12 protein-coding genes are annotated in these 12286 nt (G+C 73.1%); all 12 read left to right on the forward strand.

Going from position 1 to position 12286, the window contains the following annotated elements; genetic code table 11:
* The first annotated feature begins 34 nt into the window (after positions 1 to 34).
* Positions 35 to 1414, forward strand: coding sequence for a prepilin-type N-terminal cleavage/methylation domain-containing protein (locus tag Cph01nite_RS07950; RefSeq protein WP_203673010.1), 1380 nt, complete (start codon positions 35 to 37; stop codon positions 1412 to 1414).
* Complete coding sequence (locus Cph01nite_RS07955) at positions 1411 to 2103, forward strand: PulJ/GspJ family protein (RefSeq protein WP_203673012.1); 693 nt, start codon at positions 1411 to 1413, stop codon at positions 2101 to 2103. The genes Cph01nite_RS07950 and Cph01nite_RS07955 overlap by 4 nt, the downstream gene beginning before the upstream one ends.
* Positions 2100 to 3878 (forward strand): hypothetical protein, encoded by a 1779-nt coding sequence (locus Cph01nite_RS07960; RefSeq protein WP_239069125.1) that lies wholly within the window; start codon positions 2100 to 2102, stop codon positions 3876 to 3878. Before Cph01nite_RS07955 ends, Cph01nite_RS07960 begins: the two co-directional genes overlap by 4 nt.
* 4 nt (positions 3879 to 3882) lie before the next feature.
* The gene (locus tag Cph01nite_RS07965) at positions 3883 to 4680 is read left to right on the forward strand and encodes a prepilin peptidase (protein ID WP_203673014.1); all 798 of its coding nucleotides are present in this window, start codon (positions 3883 to 3885) and stop codon (positions 4678 to 4680) included.
* 111 nt (positions 4681 to 4791) lie between these two features.
* The gene (pilM, locus tag Cph01nite_RS07970) at positions 4792 to 5856 is read left to right on the forward strand and encodes a type IV pilus assembly protein PilM (protein WP_203673016.1); all 1065 of its coding nucleotides are present in this window, start codon (positions 4792 to 4794) and stop codon (positions 5854 to 5856) included.
* Positions 5853 to 6542 (forward strand): PilN family protein, encoded by a 690-nt coding sequence (locus Cph01nite_RS07975; RefSeq protein WP_203673018.1) that lies wholly within the window; start codon positions 5853 to 5855, stop codon positions 6540 to 6542. The genes pilM and Cph01nite_RS07975 overlap by 4 nt, the downstream gene beginning before the upstream one ends.
* A gap of 1 nt (position 6543) precedes the next feature.
* Positions 6544 to 7377, forward strand: a complete 834-nt coding sequence (locus Cph01nite_RS07980) for a hypothetical protein (protein ID WP_203673020.1) — start codon at positions 6544 to 6546, stop codon at positions 7375 to 7377.
* Between the two features lie 136 nt (positions 7378 to 7513).
* Complete coding sequence (aroC, locus tag Cph01nite_RS07985) at positions 7514 to 8731, forward strand: chorismate synthase (RefSeq protein ID WP_203673024.1); 1218 nt, start codon at positions 7514 to 7516, stop codon at positions 8729 to 8731.
* 93 nt (positions 8732 to 8824) lie between these two features.
* A complete protein-coding gene (locus Cph01nite_RS07990; RefSeq protein WP_203673025.1) occupies positions 8825 to 9385 on the forward strand; it encodes a shikimate kinase in 561 nt (186 codons plus the stop codon).
* Complete coding sequence (gene aroB / locus Cph01nite_RS07995; RefSeq protein ID WP_203673026.1) at positions 9382 to 10503, forward strand: 3-dehydroquinate synthase; 1122 nt, start codon at positions 9382 to 9384, stop codon at positions 10501 to 10503. The genes Cph01nite_RS07990 and aroB overlap by 4 nt, the downstream gene beginning before the upstream one ends.
* Positions 10504 to 10655: 152 nt before the next feature.
* On the forward strand, positions 10656 to 11564 hold the full coding sequence (locus Cph01nite_RS08000; protein ID WP_203673027.1) for a type IV toxin-antitoxin system AbiEi family antitoxin domain-containing protein: 909 nt from the start codon (positions 10656 to 10658) through the stop codon (positions 11562 to 11564).
* 113 nt (positions 11565 to 11677) lie between these two features.
* Positions 11678 to 12271: a hypothetical protein gene (locus tag Cph01nite_RS08005; RefSeq protein WP_203673029.1), complete on the forward strand. Its 594-nt coding sequence runs from the start codon at positions 11678 to 11680 to the stop codon at positions 12269 to 12271.
* Positions 12272 to 12286: the final 15 nt, after the last annotated feature.

The raw sequence follows: 12286 nt of genomic DNA on the forward strand, positions 1-12286 counted from the left end.
CACCCCTTGACACCGAGCTCCCCGGAGGCCCGCAGTGCGCACCTGGTGGCACCGCCTGCACCGCGTCACCCGCGACGAGGGCGGCCTGAGCCTCGTCGAGGTCCTCGTCGCGATGCTGATCTTCGCGATGGTGAGCGTGGGGCTCGCGTACTCGATGATCGGGACGCTCAACCTGACCCGCGAGGCGCGCGTGCGGGTCGTCGCGGCCAACCTCGCGGCCGACGAGATCGACCTCGCGCGTGACACGGACGACCTGTTCGGCCTGCTCGACCGGACCCGGGAGATCACGCTCAACGGGGACGTGTTCCGCGTGCAGCGCAGCACGCAGTGGGTGTCCGACCCCGCCGCGGACTTCTCCTGCGGCGCGAGCGGCGGCGGCGGCACGCTGCGCTACAAGCGCGTCAACGTCACCGTCACGTGGGGCGGCATGCGCGCCGGTGCCGCACCCGTGCGCAGCGACACGGTCCTCAACCCCGACGACCACATCAACGACCCGACCAAGGGCACGATCCTCGTGTCGGTCCTGCGGGCCGACGGCACGGGTAACCCGAACGTCGCGATCACGGCGACCCCGTCGACCGGATCGGTCATCAGCTCCACCGACGCCCAGGGGTGCACCTACATCCTTCGGGTCAACCCGGGGTCCTACACCATCCGCGCGCAGCGCACCGGGCACGTGAGCGACGCGCAGACGGCCACGCCCGCGCAGACCGTGTCCGTCACGCCGGGCACCACGGCCTCGGTCGGCTTCCAGCTGGACCAGGCGGCGACGTTCGACGCGGTGCTCGCCCCGGGCGCGCCGGTCGGCACGCGGGTCCCGACCGGGACGTCGATGCCCGTGTCGATGGTCAGCACGTACGGCATCGCGACCCCGGCGCCCGTCGGCGGCGGTGGCACGCTGACACCGCGGTACTCGCTGCACCCCTTCACCTCGGGGTACCAGCCCTTCGCCGGCTCGTGCCTCTCCTCCGACCCCCGCGCCTGGCCCGAGACCGTCGAGGGAGCCACCACGTTCCGCGCCGAGCTGCCCGAGCCGGTCGCGGCAGCACCCGGCACCACGGTGACGATGCCGGTCCCGATGGGACTGGTCCAGGTCAGCGGCGGCGGCTCGGGCACCTACCTGCGGGCGGAGTCGGTGACGCCGGCGACGACCGATCCCCCCACGCCGACCTGCGCCTCGACCGTGTCGTACGCGTACGGCAGCGTCGTCCCCGCGGCCGGATCGACGGTCGTCATCGCCCTGCCCTACGGGACGTGGCGCCTGCTGCAGGGCAGCAGCACGTCCCAGACCAGCCAGCTGAACAGCACGCGCGTCACGCCTCTCGTGCTGCCGGAGCCCAGCGTGCCCCAGCGGATCACGACGACGACGGCCGGTGTCATCACGGTCGACCCGCGCACGGCGGTGGCACCGTGAACGCCCTGCGGCGCCGACTGCACGTCGCCGGGCGCGGCGACCGCGGACTGACGCTGCCGGAGCTGCTCGTCACGATGTTCCTGCTGTCGATGATCACGGTGCTCATGGTCGGCACGATCTCCGGCTTCTCCCGCGCGTTCACCCGCGACCGCGCAGCGAGCGACTCGACCATGGTGGCCGCGACGGCCATGAAGGAGGTCACGCGCGTCGTCCGCTCGGGCACCGAGCTGCGCCTGACTGGCGGTGGCGCGACCAACGCCCCGGTCTTCATCGAGGCCCGGCCCGACACCCTGACGATGTACGCGTACGTCGACACGTCAGCGGCGGCGCCGCGACCCATCAAGGTGCGCTTCGCGATCGACGCCCAGCGGCGGCTGATCGAGACACGGTGGCCCGTCACCAACACGGCCGCCCCGTGGACGTTCGCGGCCATGACCAGCCCGTCGTCCAGCCGGCCCGTCGCGCGGTTCATCCCCACGACCGCGGGGCCCTTGTTCGTGTACCTCGACAAGGACGAGAACCCGCTGGTCCCCGGCGCCGGCGGGCTCACGGCCGACCAGATCAAGAACGTCGCGGCCGTGCGGGTCACGATCACCGTGCAGGGCGACATCACCGGCCGCGCCGATGCGGTCACCGTCCAGAACGCCGTCGGCATCCCCAACCTCGGCATCTCCAGAGTGAGGCCATGATGCACATCCTCCGTCTGATCCGTACCCGCATCGACGACCGTGAACGCGGCATCGCCATGGTCATGGTCATCGGCATGACGGTCCTGCTCAGCGGGCTCGTCGTCGCCGGGATCGCCTACGGGACGGGTGCCGCCCGCCAGTCGCAGCGCGACCAGAACTGGAGCTCGGCCCTCGCCGCGGCCTATGCCGGGATCGAGGAGTACGAGAGCCGGCTCGCGAACGACCTCGGGTACTTCGCGTACGGCAACCCCGCCGCCCCTTTCAGCGCGACGAGCGCGGCCCGCCTCACGCTGCCCAGCGGTGCGAGCGCGAACCCGGCCTTCGGTCTCGGACCCTCGGGTACGTGGGCGAACGTCGCCGGCAGCGCGGGGGCGGCGCAGTTCCGGTACGAGGTCGACAGCTCCCGCTTCTACATCGACGGCACCCTGCGCCTGCGGTCCACCGGGCGCGCCGGTGGTGAGACGCGCACGATCGTGGCCGACATCAAGCAGAAGGGCTTCATCGACTTCCTGTACTTCACGGACTACGAGGTCATGGACCCGCAGGCGCTGAACCCCACGAGCACCGCCGACTGCGCCATCCACTACTACGACGCAGCGAGCCGCTCGCACTGCAGTACCATCTTCTTCGGCGGCGCCGACGTGATCAACGGGCCGTTGCACACCAACGACGCGCTCCAGACGAACGGCCCGGCGCGGTTCAACGGCAAGGTGACCACGGCGTACAAGGCGGCCTCGGGCGCCAACTACGTCCGCAGCGGCGGGACGGCCCCGACGTTCTACATCGCGGGCGACCCGCAGAGCATCGCGACGATCGGGATGCCGGCGACGAACTCCCAGATCAAGAAGGAGACGCGGTCGGACCTGCCGGCCGAGGTCCCGGTCACCGGCTGCCTGTACACCGGCCCGACGAAGATCACCTTCCACGACAACGGTCAGATGACCGTCATCTCCCCGTGGACGAAGGCGACGAACACGACGGGAACATCCGACACGACCGGCACGGCACCCGCGAAGTGTGGGACCCCGGGTGCGTCCGGTCTCGCGGCGAAGACGGGGTCGGTCTTCACGGGACAGCGCATCAACATCCCGCAGAACCTTGTCGTCTACGTGCAGAACGTGCCCTCCGTGGCGGGCAACGTCAACACGACGTCGGGGTCGACGACCCCGACGGGCTCGGTGACGTGCCCCTCCGGCGGCAACGCCATCGGGTACCCCATGACGGACGAGACGGCGCCGTTCTCCGGCGCGTACGGCTGCCGCAACGGCGACGTGTTCGTGCAGGGCACCCTCAAGGGCAACATGACGATCGCGTCCGAGAACTACATCTACGTGACGGGCGACATCCGGTACAGCAACAGCGGTGAGGACATGCTCGGCCTGGTCGGCAACAACGCCGTGTGGGTCTACAACCCGATGAGGGTCACCACCTCGTGGAGCACCACGACGTACACCGCGCTCCTGTCGGGGAGCAACCGGCGGATCGACGCCGCCATCCTGTCCGTCGCGCACACGTTCATGGTGCAGAACTACAACCGGGGCAGCGCCCGCGGGACCCTGACGGTCAACGGCGCGATCGGGCAGAAGTTCCGCGGCCCGGTCGGCACGGGCTCGGGCGCGTCCATGACCACCGGCTACGGCAAGGACTACAACTACGACGAGCGCTTCCGCTACACGGCGCCGCCCAAGTTCCTGTCACCGGTCACGACCACCTACGGTGTGAGCGTGTGGATCGAGGTGGAGCCGGCGTTCCGGCCCGACGGCAGCGTGAGCTGATCGCGTGATCGCACCGCTGCTCGTCCTCGCGGGTGTGGTGGGGCTCGTCATCGGGTCCTTCCTCAACGTCGTCGTCTGGCGGGTCCCCCGGGGCGAGTCGGTCGTGCGGCCGCCGAGCGCGTGCCCGCGGTGCGGTCACGGGATCCGGCCCCGGGACAACGTCCCGGTGCTCGGGTGGCTGGCCCTGCGAGGGCGGTGCCGCGACTGCGGCGAGCCGATCCCCGTGCGGTACCCGCTGGTCGAGGCCGGGACCGGGGTGGCGTTCGTGGCCGCCACCGCGTGGCTGCTCTCGCGTGACGACGGCCTGTGGCTGCTGCCGGCCGTCTGGTACCTCGTGGCGGTCGGCATCGCGCTCGCGCTGATCGACCTGGACACGCACCGGCTCCCGGACGTCCTGGTGCTGCCGTCGTACGTGGTCGCGCTCGTCCTGCTCGCCGTCGCGTCCGCCGGGACCGGGCAGTGGGACGCGCTGGTGCGCGCCGGCATCGGCGGCGCCGCGCTCTGGGTCTTCTACTTCGTCCTCGTGCTCGTGTACCCCAGCGGGATGGGCTTCGGCGACGTGAAGCTCGCCGGTGTGCTGGGGATGTACCTGGCGTGGGTCGGCTGGGGCGCGCTGGTCGTCGGCGGCTTCGCGGCCTTCCTGTGTGGCGGCGTGTACGCGCTCGGCCTGCTGGTGCTGCGCCGCGCAGGCCGCAAGTCGGGCGTCCCGTTCGGCCCCTGGATGCTCGTCGGATGCGCTGTGGGCCTCGTCGTGGGGGAGGCGCTGTGGAGCGCCTACCTCGACGCGGCGCTCGGCGCCTGAGACCCCGGCCTGCGCGGACCCGCGGCACAACGGCACCCGGCGGCACGCTCAAGGCGGGCGACGCGGCGACCGATACAGCAGTGGTTGCTGCGACGCTCGAAGGGATGCCACGTGGGTAAGACACGTGTGATCGGCCTGGACATCGGGACCACCCATGTCCGCGCCGCGGAGCTGGAGTTCGGTAGTGGAGGGACGTCTGCGACGGCCCGCCCCCGGCTCCTCAAGCTGGGCGTCGCGCCCCTGCCCCCCGGGGCGGTGCGCGAGGGTGAGGTGGTGGAGCGGCAGACGGTCGGCAGCGTCATCAAGCGACTGTGGGCCGAGCAGAAGTTCAGCCACAAGAACGTCGTCCTGGGCATCGGCAACCAGCGGGTCGTGGTCCGTGACCTCGACCTGCCCGCCATGCCGATGGCGCAGGTGCGCTCGTCGCTGCCGTTCCAGGTGGCCGACCTCATCCCCGTGGCCGTGGACGACGCCATCCTCGACTACCTGCCCGTCGGCTCGCGGCAGGGCGACAGCGGCGAGGTCATGCAGGGCCTGCTCGTCGCGGCCACGAAGGACACGGTCACCGCCAACACCGCGGCGGTCGAGATCGCCGGCCTGCGGCCCGTCGTCGTCGACCTCGGTGCGTTCGCGTTGTCACGGGCGATCGCGCGCGGCGGGGCGCTCGACCACACCATCGCCGTGGTCGACATCGGTGCACGTGTCACGACCGTCGCGGTCGTGGCCCAGGGCGTGCCGCGCATGGTCCGCATGCTGCCCTCCGGTGGCCAGGACGTGACCGAGGCGGTCGCGGCCGCGCTGCAGATCCCGCTCGACCAGGGCGAGATGGCCAAGCGCGCGATCGGCGTGGGCCACGCGGTCCCGCCCGAGCAGGAGCGCGCCGCCGAGCAGATCGTCACCGTCGTCTCGGCGCTCGTCGAGGCCGTGCGCAACACGATCGTCTACTACTCCAGCACCCACCCGGGCGCCGGTGTCGAGCACCTCATGCTCACGGGCGGTGCCTCGCAGCTGCCGGGGCTCGGTCAGTACCTCTCGACCGCGACCCGGCTGCCGGTCAGCGGGGGGCAGCCGCTCGACAACGTCGACGTGGACCGCGCCGTCTCCTACCCGCGTCTCTCCGAGGAGCAGCACACCATGGCGATCGCCCTGGGTCTGGCGATGGGATCCGTCGCATGAGCACCGTGCTCAGCCGTCCCATCGCGACGAAGAAGTCGCGCGCCACGGGGTTCCCCTCCGTGCCGCAGGTCAACCTGCTGCCACCCGAGTACGGCGCGCGGCATGCGCTGGCGCAGCTGAAGCGGCGCCTGCTGTTCGCGCTGGCCGTCGTGCTCGCTGCCGCGGCCGTCGCGTACGGCGTCGCGTTCACGTCCCTCACCACGGAGCGTGCGGCGCAGAACCGTGCCGAGCAGGAGACGACGCGTCTGCTGCAGGCGCAGAAGGAGTACGCCGAGGTGCCGCAGGTCCTCGGCCAGCTGAGCCGCGCCCAGGACGCACGAGCTCTCGCGACGTCGACCGAGATCATGTGGTCGCCCTACCTGCGCGCCATCGGCGCGGTCATGCCCGAGGGCGTGCTGCTCTCGCAGTTCGTCATGACCGGGGCGACCCCCATGCTGGCGCCGGCGCCGCCGTCGAACACGCTGCAGGACCCGACGGTCGCGGGCATCGCCTTCGAGGCGATCTCGGACGAGCTGGTCGACACCGCGGCGTGGGTCGACGCGCTCAACGCCATGCCCGGCTTCCACGGCGCGTGGGTGAGCAGCGCGTCGGCCGACGAGTACAACGGCCAGCCCGTCTACCGGTACACGAGCACGGTGCGGATCACCGACGCCGTGTACGCCGACCGCTTCGCCCAGGGGGAGTGACGTGAACTCGAAGTCATCGGCATGGGTCGGCGGCACCGTCGTCGTCTCCGTGCTCATCCTCGCGCTCGCCTGGTTCGTGGCGATCTCGCCGACCCTCGCGTCGGCCTCCTCCGCCCGGACGGACACCCAGGCGGCCGAGATGCGGAACTCCCAGCTGGAGGTCCAGCTCGCGGAGCTGAAGGCGCAGTTCGCGAACCTCGACGCCTCCAAGGCCGAGCTGGCGGCGCTGCGGCTGCAGATCCCGACCGAGACCCAGCTCGCCGAGTACATCCGGACGATGCAGGCGCACGCCGAGGCCTCGGGTGTGACGATCGTCGAGCTGGACGTCGCGGAGCCCGAGGCGGTCGCGCCGGCGGACGTCGCTGTCGAGGCACCGACGACGGAGGAGCCGGCAGCCGAGGAGGGCGCCGAGGGTGACTCCGCGGCGGAGGGCGCCGAGGGCGGAGCGCTGCCCGACGGCAGCGCTCCGGCCGAGCAGGTCCCGAGCGGGCCCGTCCCGGTCGAGGCGTTCGCGGGCTACCAGATCCAGGTGACGGTGGTCGGGACGGCGGCCAACGGCGTCGCCTTCCTCGAGAAGATGCAGACGGTCGGTGACCGGCTCTTCCTCGTCACCGAGTACGACGGCAGAGGCCTCGCGGCCGAGGCTGCGAAGGGCATGCGCCCCGAGACGCAGGAGGGTGACATGGAGCTCAAGCTCACCGGCTACGTCTGGGTCCTGCCGCCGCTCGCCCGCGACGCGGTCGCACCGAGCGAGCCCGAGGACGGAGTGCTCGCTCCGCTGCCCGGCGGGGCCGACCCCCGGCTCGGCGCCGAGGGCAACGGCACCGTCGGCTGACACGACGACCCACGGAAGCGGCCCGCACGAGCACCTCGTGCGGGCCGCTTCCGTGTGCCCGCGCGAGCGGCCGTGGTGTCGTCCGCGCTGAGGGATCGCGCACCGGTGGCGTGCGCGCACGTGAAATGATCCCCGCATGCTTCGTTGGTTGACCTCCGGTGAGTCCCACGGCCCCGCGCTCGTCGGCATCCTCGACGGCCTGCCCGCCGGCGTGCGGGTGCAGACCTCGGACGTGCAGGCCGCGCTGGCGCGCCGCCGCCTGGGGTACGGGCGCGGCGCCCGCATGAAGTTCGAGCAGGACGCGGTCCGCCTGCTCGGCGGCGTGCGGCACGGCCTGACCCAGGGCGGCCCCGTCGCGATCGAGGTCGCCAACTCCGAGTGGCCCAAGTGGGCCGACGTGATGTCCGCCGACCCGGTGCCGCCCGAGGCGTTGACGGTCGACGCCGGCACCGGCGACGTCCGCGAGATCGCGCGCAACCGCCCCCTGACCCGCCCCCGCCCCGGGCACGCCGACCTGATCGGCATGCGCAAGTACGGCTTCGACGACGCCCGCCCGGTCCTGGAGCGCGCGTCGGCCCGCGAGACGGCGACGCGGGTCGCGCTCGGCACCGTCGCGGCCGCGTTGCTCGAGCAGGTCGCCGGCGTGCGGCTCGTGTCGCACGTCGTGGCGATCGGCCCGGTCACGGTCCCCGACGACGCCCCCGCGCCGACCCCGGACGACGTCGCCGCGCTGGACGCCGACCCGGTGCGCTGCTTCGACGCCGCGACGAGCGCCGCGATGGTCGCCGAGATCGACCAGTGCCACAAGGACGGCGACACCCTCGGGGGCGTCGTCGAGGTCCTCGTGCACGGTCTGCCGTCCGGTGTGGGGACGTACGTGCAGGCCGACGGACGGCTCGACGCCCGGCTCGCCGCCGCGCTCATGGGCATCCAGGCGATCAAGGGCGTGGAGGTCGGCGACGGCTTCCGCACCGCCGCCCGGCGCGGGTCGCAGGCCCACGACGAGATCGAGCGCGACGCCTCGGGCCGCATCGTGCGGCGCACCAACCGGGCCGGCGGCATCGAGGGTGGCATGTCGAACGGCGAGGTCGTGCGCGTGCGCGCGGCGATGAAGCCGATCTCGACGGTCCCGCGCGCGCTGGCGACCGTCGACACCGCCACGGGCGAGCCCGTGACGGCGCACCACCAGCGCTCCGACGTGTGCGCGGTGCCCCCGGCGGCCGTGGTCGCCGAGGCGATGGTCGCGCTCGTCGTCGCGCAGACGCTGCTGGAGAAGACGGGCGGGGACAGCGTCGCGGAGGTCCGTCGCAACCTCGAGGCGTACCTCGCGTCGGTCCCGGACCTGCTGACCTGACCTGCTGACCTGACCTGCTGAGCCGAGCGGATCGCGGTCGACCGGCTCGTGGACCACCCGGACCGGTGCTCACAGCCCGACTAGGCTGCGGACGTGCCTCCAGCTACCCCGTCCGGTCCGCGTGTCGTGCTCATCGGCCCCCCGGGGGCGGGCAAGTCGACGGTGGCCGCCGCCCTGGCCCAGCGCTGGCAGCTCACCGCCCGCGACACCGACACGGACGTCGAGACGACCGCCGGCAAGTCGGTCGCGGACGTCTTCGTCGAGGACGGCGAGCCGCGCTTCCGTGAGCTCGAGCGCCAGGCCGTCGCGACCGCGCTCGCCGAGCACGACGGCGTCCTGGCCCTGGGCGGCGGCGCGGTGCTGGACCCGCAGACGCAGGACGCGCTGCGGTCGTACCGCGACGGCGGCGGCGTCGTGGTGTTCCTCGACGTGAGCCTCGCGCACGCCGCGCCGCGCGTCGGGCTCAACCAGTCGCGTCCGCTGCTCGTGGGCAGCCCCCGGGCGCAGTGGCAGGCACTCATGGACGCCCGGCGTCCGGTCTACGAGGAGGTCGCGACCGTGCAGGTGTCGACGGACGGGCTGCGCCCGGTGGAGGTCGCCGAGTCGATCGAGACGGCGCTGCGCGAGCAGCGCGTCACGGAGCCGGGCGCATGAGCGGCGAGGCGGTCGTCCCGGTCGCGGGGGAGCAGCCGTACGACGTCGTCATCGGGCGGCACCTGCTCGGCCACCTGCCCGCGATGCTCGGCGACACCGTCCGACGGGTGCTCGTCGTCCACCCCACCGCCCTGGCCACGTCGGCCGAGACGGTGCGCGAGGACCTCGTCGCGCACGGCTACGAGGTCTACCTCGCGCAGGTGCCCGACGCCGAGGAGCAGAAGACAGCGCAGGTCGCCGCGTTCTGCTGGGGCGTGCTCGGCCAGGCCGACTTCACACGCTCCGACGCCGTCGTCGGCCTCGGCGGGGGAGCGACGACCGACCTGGCCGGGTTCGTCGCGGCGACCTGGCTGCGCGGCGTCCGGGTCGTCCAGGTCCCCACCACGGTGCTCGGCATGGTCGACGCCGCCGTGGGCGGCAAGACCGGGATCAACACCGCCGAGGGCAAGAACCTCGTCGGCGCGTTCCACCCACCCGCCGGCGTGCTCTGCGACCTGGCGTCCGTGGAGTCGATGTCCCCCTACGACTTCGTCGCCGGGCTCGCCGAGATCGTCAAGTGCGGGTTCATCGACGACCCCCGCATCCTCGAGCTCGTCGAGGAGAACACCGCGCTGCTGCAGGACCCCGTGGCCGCCGCGTCCTCACCCGTGCTCGCCGAGCTCGTCGAGCGGGCCGTGCGCACCAAGGCCCGCGTCGTCGGGGAGGACCTGCGCGAGGCCGGGCTGCGGGAGATCCTCAACTACGGCCACACCTTCGCCCACGCCGTCGAGCAGGTCGAGCGCTACCGCTGGCGCCACGGCGCGGCCGTCTCGGTGGGCATGGTCTACGTCGCCGAGCTCGCACGGCTCGCCGGACGCCTCGACGACGACGTCGTCGAGCGTCACCGCAGCGTCCTGACGGCCCTCGGCCTGCCGACGACGTACCGGGGTGACCGCTGGGAGCAGCTGCTCGCCGCGATGCGGCGCGACAAGAAGACCCGCGGGGACCTCCTGCGCTTCGTCGTCCTCGACGGCCTGGCGCGCCCCTCACGCCTCGAGGGCCCCGACCCGACGCTCCTGGCGGCCGCCTACGCGGAGATCTCCGCGGCCCCGGAGCCCACGACGGGCATCCTCCTGTGACGTGAGAGCGAGGAGCCCGGGCCTCCGGTGCCCGGGTTCCTCGCTCTCACCGGTCCGCGGTGAGCCGCCCACAGGCAGCGGAGCCAGCGGGGTGGTGCACAGACCACCTCGGGGTCCGTCCCGGTGACCCGTCGCGCAGCAGGGTCGTGGACATGGCCCGCGCCGTCGACCCGACCTGGACCCCGCCCGCCGCAGCCGCGCGGCGTGGTGTCTTCACCCGGGCGGAGGCGCTCGCCGCGGGTCTCACCGAGGACCAGGTGCGCCACCGCATCGAGTCGGGCGTCTGGCGGCGCGTCTGCGGAGCCGGGCTGGTGCTCGCCACGACACCGCCGGGCCCATGGCTCGACGCGCACGCCGCGGTGGTGACCTGGCCCGGGGCGACCCTTGCGCTCACCAGCGCGGCGCTGGTGCACGGCATGCCGGTGCCCGACGACGGCCGCGTGCACGTGGTCGTGACCGGGCCCCGCGCCCGGCGTGGCCGGCTGGTCCCGCACCGGCACGCGCTCACTGCGGCGGACCGAATCGTCCTCGCCGGGGTCGACGTCACGGGGCGTGCCCGCACCGCGGTCGACTGCCTCGGGTGGCTGTCGCGCGACGGCGCCGCCCGCCTGCTCGCCTGGGTCGGGACCCGCAGGATCCTCGGCGCGGACGACCTCGACGGCTGGGTGCGGACCCACCCCGGACACCGCGGCAACGCTCAGCGCACCTGGTGCGCCGAGCGGCTGCGCAGCGGGGCTCTGAGCGTGGCCGAGGAACGGCTGCAGGACCTCCTGCGCGGCGCGGGCGTGGCCGGCTGGACCGCGAACGCTCCGCTCCTCGACACGCTCGGCGTGCCCGCAGTCGTCGACGTCTGGTTCGCGGACGTCCGCCTCGTGGTGGAGGTCGACGGACGCGTCGCGCACGGCCCCGACCGGTTCCAGGGCGACCGCACCCGTCAGAACCTGCTCGTCCGCGCGGGCTGCACGGTGCTGCGCTACACGTGGGACGACCTGACCCGCCGCAGCGACGAGGTGGTCGCCCAGATCCTGGCCACGCTCCACCGGCTCCGCGCGACCCGGTGAGAGAGAGCTTCCCGGGCCTCCGGTGCCCGGATTCCTCTCCCTCACGATCCTTGTGATGGGGATAACAAGGATGAAGGTTTGTAGGTGAGGGAACAAGGTGGCATGCTTGTTCCATGTTCGTGCTCACGATCGACCAGAGGGGCAGCCGGCACGGCACCGACCGCGTCCCCGAGCTGCTCGACGCGCTCGCGGGCACCCGGGTGCTGCGCGGGTTCGAGCGCACGGTGGGGGACGAGGTGCAGGGGGTCCTCGACGACCCGGAGGTGGTCGTCGACACGGCGCTGCGCGTGCTGCGCGACGGCGGGTGGAGCGTGGGGATCGGCGCCGGTGCCGTCGACGAGCCGCTGCCGGCGTCGCCGCGGGAGGGCGCCGGACCGGCGTTCGTGCTCGCACGCGACGCCGTCGAGGCCGCCAAGAGCCGTCAGCGCCCGGTCCCGGTCGCGGTGCGTGGCGCGGACGAGGTCGCGGCGTCGGACGCCGACGCCGTGCTGGCCCTGCTCGGTGCCGTGGCCGCGCGGCGCACGGACGCCGGCTGGGCGGCGGTCGACGCCGCACGGGAGGCGGAGGCCGGCGGGCAGGACGTCGTCGCCCGTGCGCTCGGCGTGTCCCAGCAGGCCGTGAGCCAGCGGCTGCGGACCGCGATGTGGGCGGAGGAGGTCGCCGCACGCCCCGCTGCGGCGCGCCTGTTGACGCGCGCCGCCGGCTGAGGACAGGGTCTGCTG

Source organism: Cellulomonas phragmiteti (genome assembly GCF_016862775.1).
GTDB classification, from domain to species: Bacteria; Actinomycetota; Actinomycetes; order Actinomycetales; family Cellulomonadaceae; genus Cellulomonas; species Cellulomonas phragmiteti.